Raw genomic sequence first — 25,047 nt, 5'->3', positions numbered from 1 at the left:
CGGGATCGGTGTTCTGCTCGGAAGTTGCGCCGCCAAACGCCCCGTTGGTCTTTCACGTGTTCGGCGCGTCTTTCCGGTGCTCCACTCCCGAACGTACGGCGAGTTCCCTCAGGTGTTCGGCAGGCGCAGGCCGCCGTCCAGGCGGACGACGGCGGCGTTGAGGTAACCCAGTTCGCATACGGCGCGGACCGCTCGCGCGAACTCCGCGGGGGTTCCCGGCCGGGGCGGGAAGGCGATCTGCCGCAGCAGCGGGCGCCGGAACTCCGGCGGGATCGCCGCGAGCAACGGGGTGTCGAACAGGCCCGGTGACAGCGCGCACACCCGCACGCCGACGGAGGCGAGGTCGCGGGCGGACGGCAGGGTGAGCGCCGCGACCGCGCCCTTGGAGGCGGCGTAGGCGACCTGGCCCGCCTGGCCGTCCTCGGCGGCGGCCGAGGAGGTGTTGACGACCACGCCACGCTCGCCGTCCTCCAGCGGCTCGGTCGCGGCCATCGCGGCGGCGGCCAGACGCATCACGTTGAAGGTGCCGACCACGTTGACCGCGAGCGCCCGCTCGAAGGTCTCCAGGTCGTGCGGGCGGCCGTCCAGCCCGACCGTACGGGCGGCGGGCGCGATTCCCGCGCAGCTCACCGCCACCCGCAGCGGTCCCGCGACCTCGGTGGCCGTCCGCACGGCGCGCTCGACCGAGCCCGCGTCGGTCACGTCGGTCTCCACGAACGTGCCGCCCACCTCGTCGGCCACCGGGCCCGCCGCGGCGGCCTCCAGGTCGGCCACGACCACGTGCGCCCCGGCCTTGGCGAGCTCGCGCGCGGTGGCGGCGCCGAGCCCTCCGCCGCCCCCGGAGACCAGCGCCGTCACACCCTGCAGCTCCATATCCGCTTCGCCGCCTTTTCGCAATAGAGGGTAAATGCTCTCGCTTATCAAGACATATCCTGACGCAAAATTCTGCATTCACGCTGCACCCCACAGACGTGAGGACACCATTCACATGACGATTTCCAAGAGCGCGGACAATGTGCACGACCTGATCGCCCGCCGCAGGCGCGAGCGAGATCGCATCCCGCGACACGCCGTGCCCGATTCGGGGGTGCCGGTCTCCTCCACCCAGGAGCGCATCTGGTTCGGCGAGATGTTCAACCCGGGTTTCGGGTTCTACCACGTGCCCGCCACGCTGCGGCTGCGCGGCCCCCTTGACGTTCAAGCCCTCGACCGGGCGCTGTGCGAGGTGATCAGGCGGCACGAGATCCTGCGCTCCACCGTCGCGGAGGTCGACGGCATGCCCGTGCAGCGCGTCGGTGACGCGCCCGCGAGCGTGCTGCGCTCCGTCGACCTGGGTGACGAGCCGGACGCCGAGGCCGAGGCCGCGCGGATGGCCGCCGACGACATCCTCGCCCCGTTCGACCTGCGCCACGGGCCGCTCTGGCGGGCGCTGCTGCTGCGGCTGGGCCCCGACGACCACGTGCTCGTGCTCACCTTCCACCACATCGTCTTCGACGACCCGTCCTTCGGGATCGTCGGGCGCGAGGTCGAGGCCCTCTACACCGGGGCCGTCGGCGGGGCGACCGGAGCCGGTACCGGCTCCGGCTCCGGCGGGCCGGTGCGCCTGCCGGACCTGGACCTGCAGTACACCGACTTCTCCCTCTGGCAGCGCGAACGGCTGCGCACCGAGGACGTGCGCTCGCGTCTGGTCGACTACTGGCGGCGCACCCTGGACGGCGTACCCCGCCTGCTCGACCTGCCCTCCGACCGGCCCCGGCCGCCGCACCGGCGCCGCGCGGGCCGCTTCCACCGCTCCCGGCTGCCGGGCGACGCCGTCGCCTCCGTGCGCGCGGTGGCACGTGAGGAGGGCACCACCCCGTTCACCGTGCTGCTCGCCGCCTACGGCGTGCTGCTGTCGCGCTACGCGGGCCAGGCCGACATCGTCACCGCCGTACCCGCCGCCGGGCGCATCCGGCCCGAACTCGAAGCGCTCGTCGGATGCTTCATCAACATCATCTGCCTGCGCCTCGACCTGCGCGGGGAGCCCACCTTCCGCGAACTGCTGCGCCGCGTGCGTCACGCCTCCGTCGATGGACACGACCACGAGGAGATGCCCTTCGAGGAACTGGTGCGCGAGCTGCACCCGCAGCGGCCCCAGAGCCACACGCCGCTGTTCCAGGCGGGGCTCGGGGTGCGCGACAACGACGGCGTCTTCCTGAACCTGCCGGGCGTGCGGGCCTCGGAGTTCGTCCCCGACGTCGAGGTGTCGCACTTCGACCTGATGGTGGACTTCAGCGTCGACGGCGACGGCATGGCCGGCCTGTGGGGCTACAACGACGACCTGTTCGACCCCGCCACGGTCGAGGTCCTCGCCGAGCAGTTCGAGCTCCTGGTCGCCGGAGCCTGCGCCCACCCGGACCTGCCGGTCGGTGACCTCTCCCTTCCTCCCGCGCCCCGGCCCGCGGAGCCAGGGACCGGCGCCGAGGGACCGGCCGCCGTCCTCGCCGAGCGGGTGCGGCTCACCCCCGACGCGCCCGCCGTCACCACCCACGCGGGCACGCCTTCCACCGGCACCGCCACGGGCACTTCCACAGGCACCGCCACGGGCACGTCTTCCACGGGCGCCCCCTCCGCCGTCACGCTGACCTACGCCGAGCTCGACGCCCGCGCCGAGAACCTCGCGCCCGCTGTACGCAGGGGAGCAGGCCCCCCGGCCGCCGACAGTCCTGATCCGGCCGTCTGGCGATACGCCCACCTCAAGGCGGACGTCCTCGACGGCCGTACGGAGGGCGCGGGCGCCGCGCCGATCGCCGACCTCGCCTCGCGGATCGGCCTGGGCGTCGCCGACACCGTGCTCACCTTCGCCCCGCCCACGTCCGGCGCGTTCGCCGACGCCGTGCTGCTCGCACTCCTGCACGGCGCGCACCTGGTGACCGCGCCCCCCGAGGCCGCCCGCGACGCCGGACGGCTGAGGGACCTGGTCGCGGACGCCACCGTGGTGCACGCCCCGTCCGCCGCGTGGCGGCTGCTGCTCCGTGAGGGCCTGCCCGCCGACCGCCCGTTCACCGCGCTCTGCGACGCGGCCACGACCCCGCCCGCCCTCGCGCGGGAACTGGCCGCCGCGATTCCCACCTGGACCCTGTACGGCGAGCACTGGGCCGCGGCCCACCGGGTCGACCCGCTCGCGGAACCCCGCAGGGGCGTCCTGCTCGGAGCGCCCCTCGCCGGTACGCCGATCGAGATCGCCGACCGGACCGGGCGCCCCGGCGCGGTCGGCGTTCCCGGCGAGATCCACGTCGGCGGCACCGCCACCGGCGACCGCGGCCGCGTTCTCCCCGACGGCTCGCTGGAACTGCTCGGCCGCTTCGACCGGATGTTCACCGTCGGCGGGTTCCGGGTGGACACCGACGAGCTGGCCCGCTCCCTGGCGGGGCGGCCCGGCGTCGCCGAGGCCGCCGTCGACGTGCGCCACGACCGGCTCGCCGCGTACGTGACGGGGGAGGGGATCGACCTCACGGACCTCACCGGGCTCACCGCCCACCTGCCCGAATACCAGCTCCCCGGCTCCGTCACCGTCCTGGACTTCCTGCCCAGGACCGCCGAGGGCCACATCGCTTATGAGGAGCTGCCCAGCCCCGAGGCCCCCGGCGAAGAGGGCGGGCACGTGCCGATCCAGGGCGGCACCGAGGAGACCGTCGCCGGGATCTGGCGCGAGCTGCTCGGCGTGGAGGAGATCGGCGCCTCCGACGGCTTCCTCGACCTCGGCGGCCACTCGCTCACCCTGGCCAGGCTGAGCCTGCGCTACGAGGTGGCGTTCGGCGTCGAGGTGGAGCTGCCCGACCTGTTGCGTCACGCGACCGTCCGCGAACAGGCGGCGCTCCTCGACGAGCGCCGCGCGCAAGCCGGCCTCGCGGGAGAGGAGGCGGCGTCATGACCTCGGTAGCCGCCAAGCCGTCACCGGACACGATCGAGGGCCCGCCGAGGACGCGGCTGGAATCGCTCACCGGGCTGCGGTGGTTCGCCGCGTTCGGCGTTTTCTTCAGCCATGTCGCGATCCTGCTGCCCCTGCCCTACCTCAACGAACTGTTCGTCCTCGGCACGGCCGGGGTGACGTTCTTCTTCGTCCTGTCCGGCTACGTCCTCACCTGGACGTTCTTCGACAGGGACACCGCGCCGAAGTTCTACTGGCGCCGCTTCGCCAGGATCTGGCCCTCGCTCCTCATCACCACCGTCGCGGCGGTCGCGCTGCTCGTCGGGGGCCAGCTCTGGCCCACCGAGGGCGGCACGGCGCTGGTGTGGTGGACGGTCGCGACACTGCTCATGGTGCAGGCGTGGTTCCCCGCGTCGTTCCAGAGCGACGCCGTGCCGCACACCGTCTCCTGGTCGCTGTCGTGCGAGGCGTTCTTCTACGCGGTCTTCCCGTTCGTGGTGCGCCCGATCGTGCGGCGCACCCTGCGTCAGATGGTGATGATCGCCGCCGTGCTCATCGCGATCAGCATCGGCACGCGCGTGTGGCTCTGGCTGGCCAACCCGCAGCTCACCGCGGAGAACTGGTTCACCTCCGACCTGTACTACTTCGCCACCCACTCGCCGATCTCCCGGGTCAGCGAGTTCGTGCTGGGCATCGTGATCGCCGCCGCCGTACGCCGGGGCTGGCGCAGCCCGATCGGGTTGCGCACGGCGACCGCGATCACGGTCGGCTACTTCGCGCTGCTGTGGGCGTGGTCCTGGTCAGGGGTGTGGCCGACCGCGCTCGCCGAGACCACCAACCGGGGCAGCATCGTGGTGTTCGCACTGCTCATCGCGGCGGCGGCGACCAACGACCTGGCCGGGCGGCGCAGCCTGCTCAGCTCACGCCCGCTGGTGGCGCTCGGCCAGTGGTCCTACGCCTTCTATCTCGTCCACTTCCTGGTGCTCTTCCCCATCGCCAAGCACGCCTTCGGGCGGCAGTCGCTCTACGACTTCCCCGAGCCCACCTGGGCGCACCTGCCGTACGCGTTGGCGGGGCTGGTCGTCAGCGTGCTGCTGTCGTGGGGGCTGTACCGGCTGTACGAGTATCCGATCGAGAAGCGGCTGCGGGCCATGCTGCGCCGCGAGCCCAAGGCCGCCACCCCGGCACCGGGCGCGGAACCCTCGATGTGACGCGAGGGGGCACACCGCCGTCCCGCGTCTGCGGGCCTGCCCATGACGGGCCGTCGGCGGGTCACACCGGGACGTCGACGCCGCGAGGAGCGTCCTCGCGGCGGGGCAGGAGCGGGACGGCGGCGAGGACGACCACGATCACGGCGAAGGCGAACAGGAAGACGCCGTGGAAGCCGGTGATCACGTCGTCCGCGGTCTGCAGGATGAGCGTGACGACGGCGACGCCGATCGCGGCGCCGAGCTGGTTGAGCATGTAGAGCACCGAGCTGCCCTGCGCCACCAGCGGAGCGGGCAGCGTCCGGTACAGCGATCCCATCGTGGCCGCGCTGAAGAAGCCCGTGCCCAGGCCCATGGTGAAGGCGGCCAGTGCGGGCCATACCTCGGGGGTCTGCGCTCCGACCCGGGTGAGGGCCAGCGCGCCGAGGGCGGCCACGAGCGCGCCGGCGCAGGCCGGCCCGCGTGCGCCGATCCGGTCCGACAGCCGTCCGGCCAGAAGAACCCGACGCACCTCACCCGGTCGCAGAACTATCCGGCGTAGGGGTTGCCGCCGAGCCAAGTGGTGCCGTCGATCAGTTCGCGCACCGCGTCCAAGTGGCCGCCGTGGCAGGCGACTTCGGTGAGTACGTGGATCAGGATGTGCCGCACGTCAGGCAGCTGCCAGGTCGGCCAGATCTCCACGGGCCAGGCGGCGGGCTCCTGTTCGGGCGCGGCGGCGGCGAGCACTGCGTCTGCACGCGCGATGGCCGCCCGGTAGTCGGCGAAGACCTCGTCGATGGTCATCCCCTCGGGTACGTACCAGTGCGCCTCCGCGCCTGCCGCGAGCTGTCCGGCCACATCCTGTTCGCCCGCGATCACCCCGGGGAACCAGAAGCGTTCGACATCCAGAGTGAGGTGGCGCAGCAGTGCCAGGCAGCTCCAGCCGCTGGGCAGCACCGGCCGCCGCAGATCCTCCTCCGAGAGCCCTTCCAGGACCCCGAGGACATGCTCGCGCTGACGGTCCAGGGCTCCCTTGAGGGCGTCGAGTTCGGTGTTCACCGGGCGGCGCACAGTTCGGCGAGGCGTTCCAGGGTGCTCGCCATCTGCGTCTGCCACCAGGCGCGCCCGCTGTCCACTTCCGCGCGTTTGTCCTCCGGCATGCGCGAACTGTCGAAGGTCTCGGTCACGACCGTCGCCCCGGCTCCGTCCGGGAGCAGATCGAAGATCCACCGGTGGCCCCACGCGGCCCCGAGCGCGGTGGCGTCCGGGTGCCCGCGACCGGGCCTCGGCTCCCAGCCGAGGCGACGGTCCGGCTCGTACTCGACGACGTGGTTGTTCATCTCATAGTCGCCGTATCGCTCGTAATGCATCCGCATCACAAAGACGTCCCCGACGCCCGAGACCACGGCGTCGGAGATGCCACCGCGCAGCATCCCCGAGCCGTCGAGGTCCGGGTGCCGTCCGGGGTCGGCCAGGATCCGGAAGATCTCCTCCGCCGAGGCTCCGATGCGCCGGGACACCACCACCACGGGCTCGCCTGTCGTACTCGTCATCCGCGTACCTCCGTTAACCGCAGAGCATGAACCCGACTCCGGCCCGGACGCTACACCGGGGGTACGACAACGCCTCGCCGAGGACGTTCCACATGCCGTCGGTTGGCGATCAAGGCCTGACCCAGCCACCCGGCGAACCTATGAGGTCACAGCACTAGATGCAATGAGCCCGCACCGCTGACTGCCACGACCCGCGATAAGCGACCTTGCTCTCCAACCGCCCGTTCTCCCACGTCCACACCGTACTGATCCGCGCCCCCTGATCCTCATACACCGCCATGGCCAGGACCTCCGGCACCGCCGAGGCTTTCCCGCCCCACTCCTTCAATTGCGGCCAGTTCACCAGCCATTCCTGCACATCACTCTTGGGGGCGCGGCCCGGGGTGATCGAACCGGTCTTGATCGTTGTGACCACGTACGGTCTCACCGGCCACCGCACCCCCGACTCCGCCGCACGCTCATGCACCACCCCTTCAACCAGACGGCCCGGCCACCGGCGCTCTTTCTCCGCCCACGCCCTCTCCTGCTCTCGTAGCCTTTTCTCTTCCCGCCGCTTGATCCGTGCGAGTACCGCGCGCTCCTGCCCGCGCCACCCGACGCCGTATTTCGCCACGCTTCTGATCGACCCGATCACGACGACCACGAACAAGACCCACATGGCGGCCTCATACGCCGCTACGAACACCGGTACCTCCCTTCCTGCGAGCGCCGGCTGTTCTAGCTGCGCCAGTGGCGGTAAACACTGGACTGCTGCTCCTCCCGCACCCGCCGCGCCTGACGATCCGCCAGCACCTCCCGCGCGTCCTCATCCGACAGCCCGCGTGTTTTCCGCCACTCCCGATCTCGCCACCACTCCACCGATTCATGAACCAATCTGACGAGCACCATCAGCCCGAAGATCGCGAAGATCGCCCACTGGAACCAGCTGATTCCCGCTATGAACCCGTCGAAGTCGAAACCCACCCGCTACCTTCCCGTCGAAATTACGTGCGCTCATGTCTACCGGTTTAGTGCGATCTTTTCATTGGATAGTCAGAACTTTCTCCGGCTTCAAACGCCTGTGCGGGAAAATATCTTCAAGTCGTACAGGGATGGATCCTCCCTGTAGTGTCAATTCACGCTCCCCTGCTCGGCGGCGCTTGCGAATTGACCAACGGAGAACTTCTATTCCCCGTTCCGCTCACGGCAGACAGACGCCCAGCACGCGCCCGTTACGGACGACCAAAAGCCCACCGGTAATTCTCGTTACCAGTCCACAGGCCGCCCGCACCGCCAGGCAAAGCCCTCACCGGCGGTCATCTCAAAACCACACCAATAAGGCATCCCTGATGTGATTCAGGTCATAGTGTGGCCGAAAGGTCTATCCGAGTTCGCGTAGCGCCGAGGCCAGGCTCGCGGCCGTGGGGCGCTCCCAGAGCAGGCGGGCCGCCACCGGCCTGCGCAGGCCGCCGCGCAGGCGGCCGAGCAACGTCACCGCGAGCCGGGAGTCGCCGCCCGACTCGAAGAAGGCGTCGTGCGGGCCGATACCCGGCTCGTCCAGCACCCGCCGGAAAGCCTCAAGCACCTCCAGCTCCAGCCGGTCGCGCGGTTCGTCGGACCGGCTCGCGGCGCGGGCGGCCGAGGAGGCGAGCCTGCGGCGGTCTATCTTGCCTGCGGTGGTCAGCGGCAACTCGTCCAGTACGTGCACGGTTCCCGGCACCATGTAGCCGGGCAGCCGCCCGGCCGTCCACGCCCTGGCGTCCTTCGCCGTGACCGTCATCGCGGAGGTGGAGGTCGCGGTGGATCCCGAGCGGGGCGCGGGGGTGGAAACGGACGCGGCGGCGGTCCCCGAAGCGGCGGTGGAGGCGGAGGTGGCCACGTAGGCCACCAGCTGCTCGTCTTCCAGGGCCACCGCCGCGTCGTCCACGCCGGGACAGGCCCGCAGCGTCTGCTCGATCTCGCCCAGCTCGATCCGGTAGCCGCGATGCTTGACCTGGTGGTCCACCCGGCCGATGAAGTCGAGGCGGCCGTCGGGGCGCTGCCGCACCAGGTCACCGGTCCGATAGAGCCGCTCACCGCACACCGGAGGCGGCCCGCCCGGCACCGAGGGGGCCGAGGGGGAGGGGCCGGTTGACGTCGAAGGGAGAGGAACATCCCACCCCGAGAGGGACGCCCCGTCTGACGTCGAAGGGAAAGGCCCGTCCGGCGCCGAGGGCGGGGGGCCATCCAGGGCCGAAGGTGAGGGTGTGTCCGGTGCCGTGGGTGGTCGTCCGGCGAGAGGGACGAATCGCTCGGCGGTCAACGCGGGCCGCCGGTGGTAGCCGCGTGCCACGCCCGCGCCGCCGACGTGCAGCTCCCCGGGCACCCCCCACGGCGCGACGCGTCCGGCGGCGTCCAGCACCAGCGCGTACGCCCCCGCCATGGGCAGCCCGATCGGCGGTACGCCCTCGCCGGGCGAGCAGTCGGCCAGCGTCGCGATGACGGTCGCCTCGGTCGGCCCGTAGGCGTTGACCATGCGCCGGCCGGTTCCCCAGCGCTCCACCAGGTCGGGGATGCACGCCTCGCCACCGGTGACCAGCACCCGCAGGGCGGGCAGCGGGTCGTCGCCGGGCAGCGTCGCGATCACCGAGGGGGGCAGCAACACGGCGTTCACCTCGCGCTCCGACAGGCACCTGCTCAGCGCCCGGCCGACGAGGATGTTCCCCGCCTCCGGCACGCACAGGGTGCCCCCGGAGGTCAGCGTGGTGAAAACCTCCCACACCCAGGCGTCGAAGGTCGGCGGTGCGAACTGCAGCAGCCGTACCCCGGGGCCGATCCCCAGCTCGGGCGCGAGGGCCATGACCAGGTTGCACGCGCCGGAGTGCTCGAGCAGCACCCCCTTGGGCAGGCCGGTCGAGCCCGAGGTGTAGATCATGTACGCGAGGTCGTGGGGCCCGGCAGGGCCGGGCGGAGTCTCCTTGGCGGGGGCATGCCGGTTGGACGGCCCGGGGACGAGACGGTCGAGGGGAACGGGATCGCGCCGGTCGAGGTCGAGGCGGCGCCCCCCGCCCTCGGGCAGGCCGCCGAGGATCTCCCCGGTGCTCACCAGGACGGCCGCCGCCGCGTCGGACAGCAGATACTCCAGCCTGGGGGCCGGTTGGGACGGGTCGAGAGCGAGGAACGCGCCGCCCGCGTACAGCACCCCGGTCACGACCGTGACCAGGCGGGCCGAGCGCGGCAGGCAGATCGCGGCCACGGTGCCGGGGCCCACCCCCTCGGCCGCGAGCCATCCGGCCAGCTCGCGGGCGCGTTCGTCCAACTCGCGGTAGGTGAGCCGCTCGTCGTCCCCGTCCACAGCCGTCGCCTCTGGGGTGCGCCGGACCTGGGCGGCGATCAGCGCGGCCAGGGTGGAGCCCGGGGAGTCCAGGTCCACCGCCGCGGGCGGGCCCGCGATCGGTCCTGAGCGGTCGTCGAGTGGCAGGTCGAACACCGGCCGCGCGGGGGAGCGGGTCATCTCGCCGAGCAGCCTCCTCAGGCGGGCGGCCATCAGCTCGATCGTGGCGTGGTCGAAGACGTCGGTGGCGTACGTCAGCGTCGCCCGGAACAGGTGGCCGTCCTCGGCGCTTTCCCCGGCCCCTCTTCCTTCTCCGGCCCCGTTTCCCCGGCCTTCGCCGTTCCGGGTTCCTGTCCTGTCCGGTGTTTTCGCGGCGAGACGCAGGTCCAGGTCGCAGGCAGTACGCCGGGCGGCGGGCTCCTCGTCGCCGAGCGGTTCGAGGCGCAGGCCCGCCGCCTCGTGCGAGGGGGGAAGGGGCACGACGCCGTACGCCACGTCGAACAGCGCGCCCCGGCTGGGGTCACGGGGCGGCGCGACGGCGGAGACCAGGTCCTGCAGGGGCAGCCGGTGCCGCCAGGCGTCGTCCGCGGCCCGCCCCAGCCGGGCGGAGAGGGTGGCGAGGTCCGGGTCGCCTGACAGGTCCACCGGCAGGGGGAGAAGGTCGTCCAGCGGCCCGGCCGTCCCCGCGAACTCGTTCGGCTCCCCGCCGAGCAGCCCCGAGACACGCCCCGGGGCGTGCACGCCGATCGTGAAGCGCTCCTGGCCCGAGCAGCGCGACAGCAGGACGGCGAACGCCGCGAGCACCGCGAGGGAGGGGGAGACCGGCTCGGACGGCACGGCCACCTCGAAGCGGTGCGTCCCGCCCGCGCCGGAGCGGCGCCCGGGGCGGGGCCGGTCGGTGGCCGTCTCCAGCGGCGGCACGTCCCGCAGCGCCTCGCGCCAGAACTCCCGCCTGTCGTCGCCCGTCGCCCCGGGACCACTGTCCGAGACCGCCGCGGTGTCGGCGGGCGCGGCGTCCCGGCCGCGAACGGGCGCCGAGTCCCGGGCGCCGGGAAACGACGCCGACGGGTCAGGGGCCTTCGCGTTGGGAGCCTTCGCGTCCGGGCGGGGGAAGTCGTCCTCGGCGGGTACGCGGGGCGTGCCGGGCAGGCGCGGGGAGTCGCCCTCGGCCCTGGCCCGGTACAGCTCGGCCAGGTCGGCGGCGAGCACCGCGACCGAGCCCTCGTCCGCGACGCACGGGTGCATGCGCACCACCAGCACGTGTTCCTCAGGGCCGAGCGCGAGCAGGGAGGCGCGCGCCAGCGGCCCGGTGACCGGGTCGAACGGCCGGGACTCCACCTCGGCCAGCGTCGCGCCGAGCTTCTCCGGCTCGACCGGCACCGCCCGGGGCGCGGGCAGCGCCCCGGCCGACACCACCGGGCGAGGTCCGTCGCCACGGGTGGGCAGGGTCCAGCGCAGCACCTCGTGCCGCGCGGCCAGGTCGCCGAGCGCCGAGCCCAGCGCCTTCTCGTCGAGAGGGCCGGTCAGCCGCAGCCGCAGGGAGATCCCGTCGGGTACGGCGTCACCGCGGATCCGGTGTTCCAGCCAGGCCCGTTCCTGGGCGGGCGAGAAGAGTCTCACGGGGTGCCTCCGGGCAGGTTGAGACGGAGCCAGTCCAGCTCCTGCTCGATCATGCTCTGGAAGTTCGCGGGGGAGATCATCGAGTACGGCATGTGCGCCTCACCCCAGTAGCTGACCAGCCGCACCTTCTTGGCCTGCCTGGCCAGCGCGGTGTACATCTCCTCCGAGCCGGTGTGGGTCAGGTAGTCACGCTCGCCGTGCAGCATGAGCACCGGCGTCTTGATCTTGCCCGCGTGCAGGAGCGGGCTGTTGCGCACGTACCTCTGCGGGTCCTCCCACGGCGGCTTGCCCAGCCCGAACTCGAACGCGGGGTCCTCGATGTAGGCGGGCGCGAACCACTCCTGCGCGCGGGGCGTGTAGCGGAAGCGGGAGTCGAACACGCCGTAGCTGCTGATCACGTCGGAGAAGCCGGAGATCGCGATCGCCGCCTTGAAGCGGTCGGTCTGCGTCACCAGGCTGTGCACGTTGTAGGAGCCGAAGGAGTGTCCCAGCACCGCGAGTCGCTTCGGGTCGGCCACGCCCTCGTCGATCGCGGCGTCCACCGCGTTCATGATCGGCTTGGTGGGCCAGGTCATCGGCTCGGCCGCGGCCTTGCCCTGGGGGCGGGGGATGGAGGGGACGAGCACTGCGTAACCCTCGGCCGCGAGGAACTGCAGGGTGAGGTAGCTCGGATTGTTCACCTGGAACTCCGGCACGTCCTCCAGGGTGGAGACGATCCGGGTGCCGTACACGTTGACCACGAGCGGGTGGCGCTGCCCGTCGCGGTGGTCCGGCGGCAGCAGCAGCGCGCCGGTGAGCTTCTCCCCGTCCGCCCCCTTGTAGGTGATGAGTTCACGCTTCGGAGGGGTCACCTGGGCGAGGTGGCCGTTCAGTGAGAGCCGCTGGGTGTGGCGGCCCGCCTGGGAGGTCCACAGTGCGGTGCCCTGGTCGCCGCCCGCGCCGAAGACCGCGGTGCGGCTCGCGGGGGAGTACCCGGCGACGCCCGCCTCGGGGTGCGGCAGCGGGAGCGGGGTCAGCACGGGTGAGGCGCCGGGCGCCAGCTCGTACAGGCCGCCCTTGGTGTCGCGGGCGAGCACCACGGGGAAGTCGCGGTCGAGGCGGGGGTTGGCCGGCTCGGCCCCTCCCCGGTCGGTGGGCCGCACGCCGTTGCGCTTGACGCCGTCGTCCAGCGGCCAGGCCAGCTCCGCCAGCGGCGCGGCGCCGCCCGCGTTCAGGTCGCGCGCCTTTCCGGTACGCGGGTCGATCAGCCAGGCGCGCCCGTCGGCCACGCCCAGCACGCCGCCGGGCACCGGTACCAGCTCCAGCGGCGGGACCTTGAAGCGCGAGGTGAGGTCGCGCGGCGCGGCTGCCGGGTCGGCGGGGTCGAACGCCCACCAGTCCTGGCGGGCCGCCGGGTTGGCGGCGTCCTTGACCTTCACCCCGCGCACCAGCGGGGTTCCGGCGCCCCACAGCAGGCCCGTCGCGACCAGCCGGTCGGCGGCGAGCGGCGTGGCTTTCCCACCGGCGGAGGGTACGAGGTAGGCGGTGAACGGGTCGGGCGTCTCGGGGGTGGTCTTGCCGACGACCAGCAGCCGGGAACCGTCGGCGGCCCAGCGGGGCTGCACGGTGACCGAGGGGTTCGGCACCTCGGTCACCACGCGCGGCTGCCCGCCGGAGGCGGAGGCGATCGCGAGCTGGGTGCGCCGTTCCAGGACACGCTTGAGCTGCCCGGCGACCGCGGGGGTGGGGCCGAGGTCGTCCACCCGGGCGATGAGGCGTCCGGTCGGGTCGGCCACCAGGTTGCCCGCCGTGTAGGTACGGGCAGGGCCCGCCGAGGTGAGCTTCCCGGTGACGGCGTCGATGACGGCGATCTCCTCGTCCAGCTTGTCCTCGCCCTGGGCGGTGGAGCTGTCGAGCACCGAGGCGGTGGCCTCCTTGCCCTTCTCGACCTTCGCCCACTGCTTCGGGGCGACGCGCTGGGCCTCCAGCCATTGGCCGTACTCCAGCGCCCAGCGGCCGGCGTTCACCATCGGAGCGATCACCCGCCGCTCGTCCAGCCACTGGACGAGGTAGCCCGAGGCGTTCGTCATCGTCTGCACCCCGCGCGGGGTCAGCTTGCGGGTCTCGCCCGTCTCGCGCTCCCACACGTGCAGGAACACGTCGTCGCCGCCCCGGGTGGAGGCGAAGGCGAGCATGCGCCCGTCGGGCGACCACACCGGGTTGTAGTGGCCGGTGCCGTCCTTCGCGCCGTGCGTCACGTCGCGCGCCGGACCCTGGCCGTCGACTATCCAGATGTCCGCGCGCTCGTTTCCGTCGACAAATGATGCCCCATATCTGCTCGACTCGCTCGGGCCGCGTTTCACGACCACCGCCACCGCTTTACCGTCGGGGGACGGCACGACCTGACCGAGTTTCTTCGTGGTCATGAAGTCCTGCATCGCGAACGGCCGCGCGGTCCCCGCGGCGACGGGTCGTTCCACCACCGGGGAAGCCGGTGGGGAAGCACCTCCCACCAGGGCGGCGGCCGTGAGCAATGACAGGGCGAGCTTGACACGTAGAACCATGGGAGGACGATAACCATGTCACCGGAAACAGGAAAAAACGCTCGGACGGGTCTCCGGAAGGCGGCCTATAATCCCGCCCTCGCCTTAATCGGGACGGTACGCGGGTTAATCGGGGCCGCCCCGCCGGTAATCGGGCCCGCCGGTAATCGAGCCATCCCGCCGGCGAGATGACTTCTGCCGGAAAATTCTCCAAGGAATGGGAAGTTCCTAAATGACTGATGTCGATCTGGCCGATGCCGATCTGCACGTCGGCGACAGACCACACGAGGTCTTCCGCCATCTGCGAGACAACGACCCGCTCTACTGGAACCCCGACGGCAAGGAGCCCGGCTTCTGGTCGGTCACCCGCTACGAGGACTGTGTGAACGTCCAGAAGGACCCGCAGACCTTCAGTTCCAACCAGACCAACACCCTCGGCCCGCACCGCAACACCGGTGACCAGGGATCCGGGAAGATGATCAACACGACGGACCCGCCCCGACACACCGAGCTGCGCAAGCTGGTCAACAAGTGCTTCACCCCCCGGGCGATCGCCGCCCTGGAGCCGTACCTGCGCTCGGTCGTCAAGGACGTGTTCGCCGACGCGCTGGAACAGGGAGAGTGCGACTTCGCCACCGTCGTGGCGGCCCTGCCCGTCGCGGGCATCTCCGCGCTGCTCGACGTGCCGCGTCAGGACTGGGACCTGATGCTCAGGCTCACCTCCACGGCGTTCGGCTCGCACGACAGCGAGTACCAGATGACCTCCGACGTGCGCGCCAACGCCGCCCAGGCGCACGGCCAGCTCCTGCTGTACTGCCAGGGCCTGGTGGAGAAACGCCGCAGGTCGCCCGGCGACGACATCGTCAGCCTGCTCGCCCGCTCCCAGGACGCGGGGGTGCTGAGCGAGGAGGAGTGCCTGCTCTTCTTCGACGTGCTGATGCTCGGCGGCAACGAGACCACCCGGCACGCCGCGGTCGGGGGACTGCTCGCCTTCATGGAGCACCCCGACCAGTGGGAGCGGCTGCGCAAGGAACCAGAGCTGGTGCCCAACGCGGTGGGCGAGCTGCTGCGCTGGACCTCGCCCAGCCGCCACGTGCTGCGCCGCGCGGCCCGCGAGACCGAGCTGCACGGCAAGACCATCCGGCCGGGCCAGGACGTCGTCATCTGGCACACCTCCGCCAACCGCGACGAGCGCGTGTTCGACTCTCCCGAGGTGTTCGACGTCGGGCGTCCGCGCAGCTCCCGCAGCGGGCACGTCGCGTTCGGCTCCGGCCCGCACTTCTGCCTGGGAGCCGCCCTCGCCGAGCTGGAACTCACCGTCTTCCTGGACGAACTCGCGAACTCGGTGTCGGGGGCGGAACTGCTCGGCCCGCCCGACTATCTGCGCTCTCCCGTCATCAACGGCGTCAAGCACGTCCAGGTTCGGCTCCATCCCATGGGGTAGAAGCGTCGACCATGAACTCACTCACCTGGGATCAGGTCCACGCGCGGCGGCTGGCCCGCCATCACCTCGTGAAACCCGTCTCCGGCGACCTGCGCAAACCCGTGCGCGACGTGTGCGGGGTGCAGTCGCAGGTCGCCGCCGCGGCCGAGCTGGCCATCGGGGCACGGGTGAAGGACGCCACGCAGGAACAGGTGCGCGCGGAGCTGTACGACAAGAAGCGCCTGGTCAAGACGTACAGCCTGCGCGGCACCCTGCACGTGCACGCCGCCGACGAGCTGGCCCTGTGGATGGCCGCGATGCGCTGGAAGCCCTACTGGCGCGCCAAGGACAGCTGGCACGCCCACCACGGGCTCACCGCCAAGCAGGGCGAGGCGTTCGTCGACGCGGTCCGTGACGCGCTGGACGGCGAGTGCCTGACCCGCGAGGAGCTGGCGAAGGAGGTCTCCGGACGCGTCGGAGCGTGGGCGAAGGACAAGCTCGCCTCCAACTGGGGCGAGTTGCTGCGTCCTGTCGCCTACCTCGGCGTGCTCTGTTTCGGGCCGGTACGCGGAGCCAAGGTCACCTACGTCAGGCCCGACCGGTGGGCGGGGCTGAAGACCGAGGTGAAGGACCAGCCGGACCCCGAGGAGTCGGCGATGGAGATCGTGCGCCGCTACCTGCGCGCGTACGGTCCCGCCACCCACCAGGACCTGGCCCGCTGGTTCGCGCTCAGGCCGCCCGAGGCGCGCGAGACGCTGGAGTCGCTCGGCGAGGAGGTCGCCCAGGTCGAGGTGGAGGGACGCAAGGCGTACGTCCTCGCCGCCGACGAGGGCCGCTGGCCGTCCGACCCGAGCTGTGTGCGGCTGCTGCCGCAGTACGAGGCGTACGTCCTCGGCAGCGGTCCCAAGGAGGTCGTCGTGCCCAAGGACACCGCCGCTCGCGTCTTCGAACACGGCAGGGGCAGGTACGAGGGCGCGGTCGCCCACCAGATCATGCTCGTCGACGGGGTCGTGGCCGGGATGTGGGAGCGCAGGGAGAAGGGCGGCAAGGTCGAGATCAAGCTGGAGTCGTTCGTCGAGCTCGACTCGGGACAGACCAAGGAGCTGGAGAAGGAGGTCGAACGCGTCGGCCGCTTCTACGGCGCCGAGGCCACCCTGTCCATGGGGAAACTCGTCGGCAAGAAGCGCTGAGCCCCTCCCGGGACACTCCCGGCCGGGAGTGCGGCGGCGGAAGTCTCCCCCCGACGGACTCAGCGGCAGGCGCCGAGATCCTCCCGTATCGCGCGCAGCATGGTGCGGCGCTGGGTGTGGATGAAGAAGTGCCCGCCCGGCAGCAGCCGCAGCCGGAACGCCGCCCCTGTCTGCGCGCTCCACGCGCTCAGGCCCGCCGCCGTCGTGGTCGGGTCCCCGTTCCCGCCGAACACCGAGATCGGGCAGGCGAGCGGTGGCTCGTCCTCGTGGACGTAGGACTCGGCGGCGTTCAGGTCCGCCCGCAGCACCGGCATGATGAGGCTCATCAGCTCCGCGTTGCCGATCACTTCCGGGGGGATGCCGTCCAGCCGGTGCAGCACCCGCATCAGGTCCTCGTCACCGAGCTGCCCGAGCCGTGGCATGCCGTCGCGGACCTGGGGGGCGTTCCAGCCCGACACGAACAGCCGCCCGGGGCCAGGCAACCCGCGCGAGCGCAGCCGCCGTGTGACCGTGAACGACACCAATGCGCCCATGCTGTGCCCGAACAGCGCGAACGGCAGCGCCTCCAGGCGCGACAGCCCGTCGATCACCGGGTCGACGATCATCGACAGTTTGTGCCTGGGCTTCTCGGAGATGCGGGTCTCCCTGCCCGGCGAGCGCACCGCCCACAGTTCCACGTCACCGGGGAGCAGGTCGGCCCAGCCGCGGAACGTCGTGGCGCCGCCTCCGGCGTTGGGCACGCAGACCAGCCTCGCGCGGGCCCTTTCCGGCCGGTGCAGCGGCACCAGCCAGCTCGCGGGATGGACCGCGGGGGGCGAGGGGGACGCGGCGCGCGTCGAGGTCGTCGAGGTCGTCGAGGTCGTCGAGGTCACTGAGGTCATGGAAGTCGCAGAGCTCGCAGAGGTCGGGGAAACGGTCATCGCGGAACCGCCAGGGATCGTGCGGAGTCCCGGGCCCGCTCGCAGGCGGCGATGAGATCCGCGAGGGACTCGGGGGGGAACATGTGCGCCGCGTCGCCGGGCCGGTACATCCTTTCCGGCCTCAAACACGACTCGATGAGCAGCCCGTCCACGCCGTACGCCGCGGCCGCCAGCGAGGCGGGGGCGACCAGCGAGGCCGAGCCGGTGCTGTGACTGGGGTCGAAGACCACCGGCAGGTCGGTGCGGGCGCGCAGCGCGGCGATCGCCCCGAACCCGGGCTGCGGCGGGGTTCCCGAGGCGCCCGCGCAGAGCACCACGGCGTCGTTGCCCCGGGTGAGGACGAACTCCGCGGCCCGCAGCCAGTCGTCCAGGCTCGCCCGAGGCCCCCGCATCAGAAGTATCGGCCTGGGCTGGGAGCCCAGCTCTGCCAGGAGCGGACGGTTGTCCAGCTGCCGTCCGTCCACCTGCAGGCAGTCGGCCACCTCGGCGACCGCCTCCACCTCGCGCGGGTCGCACACCTCGGTGATCACGGGGATGGCCGCCGCCCGCCGGACCTCCGCGAGCGCCTCCAGGCCACGCCTGCCCTTGCCGGGGAAGTGGTAGGGGCTGCTGCGCGTCTTGGAAAGCCCGGCCCGCAGGGCGTGCGCCCCCTGCGCCTTGACCGCCAGGGCCGTCTCGGCCGTGTCCTCGGCCGACTCCAGCGCGCACGGCCCCGCCGCCCACCACAGCCGATCTCCCCCCACCACCCCGTCGCCGATCGTCACCTCGCTCGGTGCCACGCCGCTTTCCCGCCGTACCAGCCAGTGGCCCTCAGGGGCCGGGTGACGGGCCAGCACCGCGGGCGAGGTGGATGCGCGGGCGAGGGACTCGTCGCCGCTCACCACGACGAAGACCCGCCCGGCCAGCCTGACCGGCCAGGCGGCGACGTCCTCGTGCGCCCCGGCCAGCGCCGCCACCTCCTCGGCGACCTCGGCGGAGGTGCCGGGCCGGAGTTCGATCAGCACGCCGGGACCCCGGCGTCGATCTCCTTGCGCCAGGCCGCGATGCTCGCGCTCAGCGCGGCGACGTCGGGCCCGTGCCGCAGTACCCCGGTCGTCACCGGCAGGACGGCACGTCCGGGAGCCTCGGCGGCGACGGCGAGAAGGTCGTGGGTCTCGCGTCCGGCCCTGCCCAGGCCCGGCAGTTCCACGACCGCCGACGGCATGCGGGCCACCAGGTCGGTCGCCTCCTCGCGGCCGGCCCCGACCACGGCCGCGGCGGCCACGCCGTGCTCGTCGTTCCACTCCCGTACCTCGTCGGCGGTGCTTTGCGCGACGGTGCGCGACCCGGTCACGGCGCCCTGGACCCCGCCGGCCGCGTGGTTGGAGGTGCGGACGAGCACCATGACCAGGGTCCCGCTGTCACGGGCCCTGCGCAGCAGCGGATCGAGGGCGGCGAAGCCCATGAACGGGTTCGCCGTCACCGCGTCCCCGCCCAGCACACTGCCGGGACCGAGGTAGAGGTCGGCGTAGGAGTCCATCGTGTCGTCGGCGTCGCACACCTTCGCGTCCAGCACGGCGAGCGAGCCCCGCTCGTGCACGCCGTCGACGACCTCGCGCAGCAGGTCCGTGCCCGGGGCGCCGAAGCGGGTGAAGAACGGGACCTGGATCCGGTAGACGGACACCCGCTCGCCCGCGGCCTCCAGCACCACCCCGCACATCCGCCGGGCCCCGTCCACGTCGTCGTTCATCCTCCACGCCTCCAGCCACTTGGGGGAGGGGGCGATTCCCAGGCAGAGGGCGGATCGGGTCTTGAGCAGGTCGGTCCATATCGGTACGGCAGCCATGGACCCATTTCACACACTCGTGCCGGGGGCCGCGCCGGGCCCGCTCGCGGGCTGGGCTTCGTCGGCTAAAATCTCCGGCCCGCGTTTTGTTGATCTACATCGTAAAGTCGCCCGGCGGGATCACGGACCGTCTCACCGGCGTACCCGAGCGGTCCGTGTTCCCGCCGACGACGGACCGCGGCTCACGGGCCGCGGCGCGCGCCTTCCCTGGACGGGGTCAGATCGACGAGGTGGCCGGAGGCGTCGAGCGCTCCTGGCTCTTCCACAGTCGCGCGGTCTCGCGCACGTAGCTACGGTAGTCGCGCGGTGCGTGGCCAAGCAGCCGGGTCACCTCCTGGACCTGCGCCGGATCGGTCGGGAACTCCGCGTTCTTCAGCAGGACGAAGCTCGAGATCCAGTCCTCGAGCTTCTGTGCGGCGAGCCGCTTGCCGAAGATCGCCTGCCACTCCCCATCGCCGTCCACGTAGGTCACCGGACGCCCGAGTTCGGCCGCCCAGATCTCGGCGGCCTCGGCCCCGGTGAACGACTCGGGCCCGATCAGGGCGTACTCACCGCTCGGGAAAGCGGGATCGATGAGCGCGGTCGCCGCCAACTCGGCCATGTCTCGCAGGTCGATGCGGTTCGATCGCTTGATCGGCGTCGGGTAGACGCCGTTCAGGATGTCTTCCTTGAAGATCTCGTCGTTCTGGTTGTAGTTGGCGAGAGCGATCACGACGGGGTTCGCCGTCGACGCCGCGAAGGCGGTGCTGACCTCGATCTTGCCGCGGTAGGCGGGCATGCTCTCCACGAACGCGGCTCTCATCTGGGGGTCGCTGATGTGTGTGCCGGCGAGGACGAGCCGGATGCCGGCCTCCTCGCCCGCTCGTACGAACGACGTGCCCAGTCGCACCTCGTCCGGCTCGTGCGGGGGGACGTAGAAAGCGGCCTGGACGCCCTTCATGGCACTGCGCACCGCTTCGGGGTCGCCGAGGTCGCCCACGTGGCGCTCGACGTGCGCGGGAAGGTGCGCGGCGCGCTGTTCGTCGCGCACCAGCACTCGCGCGTCGGTACCGCGTCTGAGCACCTCTTCGAGCACCAGGCTGCCCACGGTGCCCGTGCTCCCGACGATAAGAACCTTGGTCATCGCTCTTCCTCCAGCGATCTGTTGTCCCACTTCGCCGTCCGGCCGCCGTGGGCGATGCGTTACGTTGAACATACTTCATTGAATGATAATCAATCAAATGCCGGTAGGCGTTCTCCATGACCGGGCGGGGGACGATCGTGGAATACGCTGATGACAGGTCGAGCCGGCGTCGCGAGGAGGGGAATGGACGTGACCCAGTCCGTCGTGGGCAAGCCGCCCACCCGGCGGCAACTGGCCGCTCAGGAGACGCGCCGGAAACTGCTGGAAGCCGCGCTGGAGCACTTCTCCAGGCGCCCCTACGCCGACGTCACCGTCGCGGACATCGCCCGTTCGGCAGGGGTCGCCCACGGGCTTCTGTCCCACCACTTCAACGGCAAGGAGAACCTCTACGCGGAAGTCGTGGGCGTGATCGACCAACGGCTCCGCGCCGCCGCGAAGATCGGCTCCGACGGGCCCGTCGTCGAGCGGCTCCGCCGCCACCTCGCCGCCCATCTGAGGTTTCTGGCCGAGAACGAGGACGCCGCCCTGAACCTCATCCTGCGGCGTGCGGACACCACCGACGCGGCCTGGAAGGCCTTCGAGACGACGAGCCAGGAGGGAATCCGTGCGATCTGCGGGTTACTCGGCCTCGACGCGGACGCGTCGGCGCTCCGGCTGACCATGCGCGGGTTCAGCGCCGCCTGCGACGAGACGGCCCTGGTCTGGCTGAGAAGCGGTCGTCCCTACGAGATCGAGGCGCTGGTCGACGTCTTCGTCGCCTTTCTGACGGGCGCGATCCGGGCCGCCTGTGACCTCGCGCCGACACCCGTGCTGCGTGAGGCTCTCGAGGTCCTTCAGCCCGAGGTCTCCGACGGCTGAAGCGGTCGACCGGGTGATTTCACGGTCGCATGTCCTCAAAGAGGATGCAGCGCTGATCGAGGTATCCCTTCCGGATCTCCATGATCGCTCGCTAGCCTGAAGCGGTGAAAACAGGCGTCAACGTACTGAACTTCGGGCCGGGCACCGATCCCGGGGTGCTGCGCGGCTGGGCACGGACTGTGGAGGGGCTGGGCTTCGACCTCCTCATGGTCTCGGACCATGTCGCGATAACCCCCGATGTCGCCGAGCAGTACCCGCCGCCGTTCTACGAGCCCTTCACCACCCTGTCCTGGCTGGCCGGGGTGACCGACGGGATCCGGCTCGGCACCACGGTGCTCATCGTGCCGTACCGCCACCCGCTGCTCGTCGCCCGCATGGCGGCCAACCTCAACCGGCTCAGCGGCGGGCGGCTCGTCCTCGGCGTGGGCGTCGGCTGGGCGCGGCAGGAGTTCGAGGCGCTCGGGGTTCCGTTCGAGCGACGCGGGGCGCTGACCGACGATCACCTCCGGGTGATACGCGCCGCCTGGGAGAACGACGAGGACTACCAGGCCGGGCGAATACCGATCTGGGTCGGCGGCAACGGCGACGTGGGACTGCGCCGGGCGGTACGTCTCGGGGAGGCGTGGCACCCGCTTCGCCTCACCCTGGAGCGGATGCGCGAAGGGCTGGACCGGCTGAAGGTCCTCGCGGACGAGGAACGGCGGCCGGTACCGGGCTTCGCACCCCGCATCGTCCTGCGGCTCACGCAGGTCCCGATCACCGCTCCGGGACGTCTCGCCGGCGAAGGCACGATCGACCAGGTCATCGACGACCTCGAACAGTTACGCCTGCTTGGCGCCGACAGTGTCGTGCTCGATCCGTTCAACGGCGACCCGCAGGAGACGCGCCACCCGGAGGTGGCCTGGCAGGCGCTCGCGACCGTGGCGGCCCACTGGGACCTGAACACTCATCGACCACGAACAGGACGATCATGACGCACGACGACGAGAAGCATCTCCGCAGGGCGATCGAACTCGCCGCCAAAGCGCGGGCGACCGGAGACGCCCCTTTCGGGTCGCTACTGGTGGGCCCGGACGGCACGATCCTCGCCGAGGACCACAACACGGTTCTCAGCGACCGCGACATCAGCGCCCACCCCGAGCTGAAGCTGGCCAGGTGGGCGGCCCGCGAGCTCACCCCCGACGTCGCGGCGGCCACGACCATGTACACCAGCTGCCAGCCCTGCCCCATGTGCGCGGGCGCCATCGAACGATCCGGTCTCGGCCGCGTCGTGTTCGCGCTCTCCAACGAGCAACTCGCGAGCCTCAAGCCGGGAGGCGGCTGGCCGCACGTGTCCCAGGAGGGCCCGGCGCTGTTCGACGAGGCGCGCGTCCCGGTCGAGGGCTACTACACGTGAAAACGGGTAGCCGCGTGCGCTCTGGCTCACCCCTCGGTGGGCCAGGCGCGCAGTGCCGTCTCGGCGACCCGCAGCAGATCCTCCCTGGCGCAGCCCGCGGCCGCCTGTACCGCGAGGCCGTCGGCGAGGGTGGTGACGAAGCGGGCCAGGTCGGCCGGGTCGCAGTCGCCGGGCAGGTCGCCCTCGTCCCTCGCCCGTGACAGGCGCGCCCGCAGTGCCGCCTCCCCGGCCTGCCTGTGCGCCACCACCTCGCTCCTGATCTGCTCGGCCTCCGGCGCGCACGCCTGCACGCAGCGGATGCTGAGGCATCCGAGGGGGGTGTCGGGGCCGGTGGTCAGCTCGATCACGCCGTACACCAGGCGTTCGACGACCTCTCGTGCCCGGGGCGCCTCCAGGGCGCGGACGGTGAACGCCCCCGGACCGTTGACGTAGCGGTCGAACACCCTGCGAAACAGCTCCTCCTTGTTGCCGAAGGTGCCGTAGAGGCTGGGACGGTTGATGCCCATGGCCGCGGTGAGATCCGATATCGCCGTTCCCTCGTAGCCCTGGCTCCAGAAGACCTCAAGTGCCCGGTCCAGGGCGTTCTCGGGGTCGAACGCGCGCGGGCGCCCTCCTGGCATGCGCACCTCCCTAGTTTCTTACCGATCGATACGTTACCCCGTTGACGGGCCGGTCCGCTCCGGGCTAGTTTTTTACCGATCGATACTTAACTCGTGAAGGGGGACCATGAGCAGATCACCCGCCGGTCCGATCCGTATCGGCGTCGTCGGTGCAAGCCTCGGCCGGGGATGGGGAACGGCAGCCCACCTACCGGCCCTGCTCAACCTGGGGGAGTACGCCGTCACCGCGGTCGCGACCACCAGGCAGGACAGCGCCCACGCCCGCCGCCAAAGCCCTCGCCCACACCTCCGAGCCCTCACTCGCCAACGTCCCCCCTGGCCCGCCTGCGAACGTCGCCGCCCTCTATCTGGAGGTCGCCCGTGCGATCACCGAGGAACGCGAGGCGTACCCCTCCTTCCACACCGCCGTGCGCCAGCACCGCGTGCTCGCCGCCATCGAGAACGCCTCGCGGACCGGCGTCCGCCAGACACTCGCCTCATAGGCCCCACGCCGGACAGGGACCGGTCGGCGGCGCAGGCGCTGAGTTCGTACGGGGACGCGCGCCCCTCGCCGGATTCGACGCGTACACCGTCCGCCGCCCTAGGATTCACAGCTGTTCGACGTCACGAAACGACCCATGGTGCCGCGCTGCGCGCGGGCCGGTGCATGCTTCGGAAAGCAGGGGGATGAAAGCGATCGTTTACCGGCGTTACGGTGGGCCGGAGGTCCTGGAGCTGGAGGACGTTCCCGAGCCGAAGCTCGGCCCGGAGTCCGTTCTCATCGACGTGAAGGCGGTCTCGGTCAACCCGGTCGACTGGCAGACGGCCTCCGGGCATCTGGACAGCCGTTTCGACGTCCACTTCCCCGTCATCCCCGGCTGGGACGTCGCCGGGCTGGTCGCGGAGGTCGGCCCGACGGTCACCGGCTTCGAGGTGGGGGACGAGGTGATCGGATATGTGCGCGAGGACTCCATCGGGCGGGGAACCTACGCCGAGCGGGTGGCCGCGCCGTTGCGCACCATCGCCCGCAAGCCCGCCAACCTGAGCTGGGAGCAGGCGGCCGCCGTTCCGATCGCCGGTCTCACCGCCTACCAGTCACTCGTCCACGCGCTGCGGGTGGGATCCGGTGACACCGTACTGGTGCAGGCCGCGGCGGGCGGCGTCGGATCGTTCGCCGTGGGCGTCGCCGCAGCCCTGGGGGCGCGCGTCATCGGCACCGCCTCGGCTCGCAACCACGACTACCTGCGAGGTCTCGGTGCCGAACCCGTCACCTACGGTCCCGGTCTCGAAGAGCGGGTGCGCTTGCTGGCACCGACAGGGGTCACCGCGATCATGGACATGTACGGCGGCGAGGAACTGGTCTCGTCCCTCGGCCTGCTGCGCGAGGACGCAGGGGGACGGGTCGTCTCGCTCACCAACGACGGCGTCATGGAGCACGGCGGCACCTTCGTGTTCGCCCGGCCGAGCACGGAGGACCTCGACGAACTGCGACGGATGATCGAGGGCGGCCTGGCCGTCCCCGAGATCACGACCGTCCTGGACCTGTCCGAGGCGGCCGAGGCGTTCCGGCTGAGCCAGACCGGCCACGTACGAGGAAAGATCGTTCTCAGGGTCTCGGCGAGCTGACCT

At 71.4% G+C, this 25,047-nt stretch carries 22 protein-coding genes; 9 read left to right on the top strand and 13 right to left on the bottom strand.

The genetic code is table 11. The features are described 5' to 3' along the window. Positions 1 to 108: 108 nt before the first annotated feature. Positions 109 to 873: an SDR family NAD(P)-dependent oxidoreductase gene (locus ABT352_RS35570; RefSeq protein ID WP_350949422.1), complete on the bottom strand. Its 765-nt coding sequence runs from the start codon at positions 871 to 873 to the stop codon at positions 109 to 111. Between the two features lie 115 nt (positions 874 to 988). Here ABT352_RS35570 and ABT352_RS35565 point away from each other — a divergent pair, with 115 nt between their 5' ends. Continuing rightward, entirely contained in the window at positions 989 to 3,913 is a 2,925-nt protein-coding gene (locus tag ABT352_RS35565; RefSeq protein WP_350949421.1) for a condensation domain-containing protein, read from the top strand. After that, positions 3,910 to 5,121, top strand: a complete 1,212-nt coding sequence (locus ABT352_RS35560) for an acyltransferase family protein (protein WP_350949420.1) — start codon at positions 3,910 to 3,912, stop codon at positions 5,119 to 5,121. The genes ABT352_RS35565 and ABT352_RS35560 overlap by 4 nt, the downstream gene beginning before the upstream one ends. Before the next feature lie 61 nt (positions 5,122 to 5,182). Here the strand turns inward: ABT352_RS35560 and ABT352_RS35555 are convergent, their stop codons facing one another. The 7 genes from ABT352_RS35555 to ABT352_RS35525 form a co-directional block, all read right to left on the bottom strand. After that, entirely contained in the window at positions 5,183 to 5,629 is a 447-nt protein-coding gene (locus tag ABT352_RS35555) for an MFS transporter (protein ID WP_350949419.1), read from the bottom strand. A 17-nt stretch (positions 5,630 to 5,646) separates the two neighbouring features. Continuing rightward, on the bottom strand, positions 5,647 to 6,156 hold the full coding sequence (locus ABT352_RS35550) for a DinB family protein (RefSeq protein WP_350949418.1): 510 nt from the start codon (positions 6,154 to 6,156) through the stop codon (positions 5,647 to 5,649). Continuing rightward, positions 6,153 to 6,650, bottom strand: coding sequence for an SRPBCC family protein (locus ABT352_RS35545; protein WP_350949417.1), 498 nt, complete (start codon positions 6,648 to 6,650; stop codon positions 6,153 to 6,155). The genes ABT352_RS35550 and ABT352_RS35545 overlap by 4 nt, the downstream gene beginning before the upstream one ends. 154 nt (positions 6,651 to 6,804) lie before the next feature. After that, positions 6,805 to 7,335, bottom strand: coding sequence for a hypothetical protein (locus tag ABT352_RS35540; RefSeq protein ID WP_350949416.1), 531 nt, complete (start codon positions 7,333 to 7,335; stop codon positions 6,805 to 6,807). Between the two features lie 32 nt (positions 7,336 to 7,367). Then, on the bottom strand, positions 7,368 to 7,613 hold the full coding sequence (locus tag ABT352_RS35535; RefSeq protein WP_350949415.1) for a hypothetical protein: 246 nt from the start codon (positions 7,611 to 7,613) through the stop codon (positions 7,368 to 7,370). Between the two features lie 397 nt (positions 7,614 to 8,010). Then, positions 8,011 to 11,562 carry a non-ribosomal peptide synthetase gene (locus ABT352_RS35530; RefSeq protein ID WP_350949414.1) on the bottom strand — a complete coding sequence of 1,184 codons (3,552 nt, stop codon included), beginning with the start codon at positions 11,560 to 11,562 and terminating at the stop codon, positions 8,011 to 8,013. Beyond that, complete coding sequence (locus tag ABT352_RS35525; RefSeq protein WP_350949413.1) at positions 11,559 to 14,105, bottom strand: S9 family peptidase; 2,547 nt, start codon at positions 14,103 to 14,105, stop codon at positions 11,559 to 11,561. Before ABT352_RS35525 ends, ABT352_RS35530 begins: the two co-directional genes overlap by 4 nt. 211 nt (positions 14,106 to 14,316) lie before the next feature. Between ABT352_RS35525 and ABT352_RS35520 the strand changes: the two genes are divergently transcribed. Both ABT352_RS35520 and ABT352_RS35515 read left to right on the top strand, forming a co-directional pair. After that, positions 14,317 to 15,528 (top strand): cytochrome P450, encoded by a 1,212-nt coding sequence (locus ABT352_RS35520; RefSeq protein ID WP_350949412.1) that lies wholly within the window; start codon positions 14,317 to 14,319, stop codon positions 15,526 to 15,528. A gap of 11 nt (positions 15,529 to 15,539) precedes the next feature. Then, positions 15,540 to 16,697: a winged helix DNA-binding domain-containing protein gene (locus ABT352_RS35515; RefSeq protein ID WP_350949411.1), complete on the top strand. Its 1,158-nt coding sequence runs from the start codon at positions 15,540 to 15,542 to the stop codon at positions 16,695 to 16,697. Positions 16,698 to 16,756: 59 nt separating this feature from the next. Here ABT352_RS35515 and ABT352_RS35510 read toward each other — a convergent pair whose 3' ends face one another. The 4 genes from ABT352_RS35510 to ABT352_RS35495 form a co-directional block, all read right to left on the bottom strand. Then, a complete protein-coding gene (locus ABT352_RS35510) occupies positions 16,757 to 17,569 on the bottom strand; it encodes a thioesterase II family protein (RefSeq protein WP_350949410.1) in 813 nt (270 codons plus the stop codon). A gap of 44 nt (positions 17,570 to 17,613) precedes the next feature. Further along, complete coding sequence (locus ABT352_RS35505) at positions 17,614 to 18,621, bottom strand: 3-deoxy-7-phosphoheptulonate synthase (protein WP_350949409.1); 1,008 nt, start codon at positions 18,619 to 18,621, stop codon at positions 17,614 to 17,616. Beyond that, complete coding sequence (gene pyrF, locus ABT352_RS35500; protein WP_350949408.1) at positions 18,615 to 19,442, bottom strand: orotidine-5'-phosphate decarboxylase; 828 nt, start codon at positions 19,440 to 19,442, stop codon at positions 18,615 to 18,617. Before pyrF ends, ABT352_RS35505 begins: the two co-directional genes overlap by 7 nt. A gap of 217 nt (positions 19,443 to 19,659) precedes the next feature. Then, positions 19,660 to 20,565, bottom strand: coding sequence for an SDR family oxidoreductase (locus ABT352_RS35495; protein WP_350949407.1), 906 nt, complete (start codon positions 20,563 to 20,565; stop codon positions 19,660 to 19,662). 183 nt (positions 20,566 to 20,748) lie between these two features. Here ABT352_RS35495 and ABT352_RS35490 point away from each other — a divergent pair, with 183 nt between their 5' ends. From ABT352_RS35490 to ABT352_RS35480, 3 genes are all read left to right on the top strand, one after another. Further along, positions 20,749 to 21,423, top strand: a complete 675-nt coding sequence (locus tag ABT352_RS35490; RefSeq protein WP_350949406.1) for a TetR/AcrR family transcriptional regulator — start codon at positions 20,749 to 20,751, stop codon at positions 21,421 to 21,423. A gap of 104 nt (positions 21,424 to 21,527) precedes the next feature. Continuing rightward, on the top strand, positions 21,528 to 22,397 hold the full coding sequence (locus tag ABT352_RS35485) for an LLM class flavin-dependent oxidoreductase (RefSeq protein WP_350949405.1): 870 nt from the start codon (positions 21,528 to 21,530) through the stop codon (positions 22,395 to 22,397). Further along, entirely contained in the window at positions 22,394 to 22,819 is a 426-nt protein-coding gene (locus tag ABT352_RS35480; protein WP_350949404.1) for a nucleoside deaminase, read from the top strand. Before ABT352_RS35485 ends, ABT352_RS35480 begins: the two co-directional genes overlap by 4 nt. Before the next feature lie 26 nt (positions 22,820 to 22,845). On the opposite strand, the gene ABT352_RS35475 is transcribed toward ABT352_RS35480, so the two are convergent. Next, positions 22,846 to 23,439 carry a TetR/AcrR family transcriptional regulator gene (locus ABT352_RS35475; RefSeq protein WP_350949403.1) on the bottom strand — a complete coding sequence of 198 codons (594 nt, stop codon included), beginning with the start codon at positions 23,437 to 23,439 and terminating at the stop codon, positions 22,846 to 22,848. Positions 23,440 to 23,588: 149 nt separating this feature from the next. Between ABT352_RS35475 and ABT352_RS35470 the strand changes: the two genes are divergently transcribed. Next, a complete protein-coding gene (locus ABT352_RS35470) occupies positions 23,589 to 23,921 on the top strand; it encodes a hypothetical protein (RefSeq protein WP_350949402.1) in 333 nt (110 codons plus the stop codon). A gap of 184 nt (positions 23,922 to 24,105) precedes the next feature. After that, complete coding sequence (locus tag ABT352_RS35465; RefSeq protein ID WP_350949401.1) at positions 24,106 to 25,044, top strand: NADP-dependent oxidoreductase; 939 nt, start codon at positions 24,106 to 24,108, stop codon at positions 25,042 to 25,044. The last annotated feature ends 3 nt before the right edge of the window (positions 25,045 to 25,047 follow it).

It is taken from the genome of Streptosporangium sp. NPDC000563 (genome assembly GCF_040299985.1).
Lineage (GTDB): Bacteria > Actinomycetota > Actinomycetes > Streptosporangiales > Streptosporangiaceae > Streptosporangium.
Note: the sequence above shows the minus strand (reverse complement) of the source record. Positions and strands in the feature narration are given on the sequence as shown.

Bases quoted from the DNA above. Each gene is read 5' to 3' on its own strand.
- ABT352_RS35490 (WP_350949406.1), top strand. From the start codon at position 20,749: ATGGACGTGACCCAGTCCGTCGTGGGCAAGCCGCCCACCCGGCGGCAA.
- ABT352_RS35520 (WP_350949412.1), top strand. From the start codon at position 14,317: ATGACTGATGTCGATCTGGCCGATGCCGATCTGCACGTCGGCGACAGA.
- ABT352_RS35475 (WP_350949403.1), bottom strand. From the start codon at position 23,439: ATGCCAGGAGGGCGCCCGCGCGCGTTCGACCCCGAGAACGCCCTGGAC.
- ABT352_RS35465 (WP_350949401.1), top strand. From the start codon at position 24,106: ATGAAAGCGATCGTTTACCGGCGTTACGGTGGGCCGGAGGTCCTGGAG.
- ABT352_RS35480 (WP_350949404.1), top strand. From the start codon at position 22,394: ATGACGCACGACGACGAGAAGCATCTCCGCAGGGCGATCGAACTCGCC.
- pyrF (WP_350949408.1), bottom strand. From the start codon at position 19,442: ATGGCTGCCGTACCGATATGGACCGACCTGCTCAAGACCCGATCCGCC.
- ABT352_RS35560 (WP_350949420.1), top strand. From the start codon at position 3,910: ATGACCTCGGTAGCCGCCAAGCCGTCACCGGACACGATCGAGGGCCCG.
- ABT352_RS35515 (WP_350949411.1), top strand. From the start codon at position 15,540: ATGAACTCACTCACCTGGGATCAGGTCCACGCGCGGCGGCTGGCCCGC.
- ABT352_RS35525 (WP_350949413.1), bottom strand. From the start codon at position 14,105: ATGGTTCTACGTGTCAAGCTCGCCCTGTCATTGCTCACGGCCGCCGCC.
- ABT352_RS35495 (WP_350949407.1), bottom strand. From the start codon at position 20,565: ATGACCAAGGTTCTTATCGTCGGGAGCACGGGCACCGTGGGCAGCCTG.
- ABT352_RS35570 (WP_350949422.1), bottom strand. From the start codon at position 873: ATGGAGCTGCAGGGTGTGACGGCGCTGGTCTCCGGGGGCGGCGGAGGG.
- ABT352_RS35565 (WP_350949421.1), top strand. From the start codon at position 989: ATGACGATTTCCAAGAGCGCGGACAATGTGCACGACCTGATCGCCCGC.
- ABT352_RS35545 (WP_350949417.1), bottom strand. From the start codon at position 6,650: ATGACGAGTACGACAGGCGAGCCCGTGGTGGTGGTGTCCCGGCGCATC.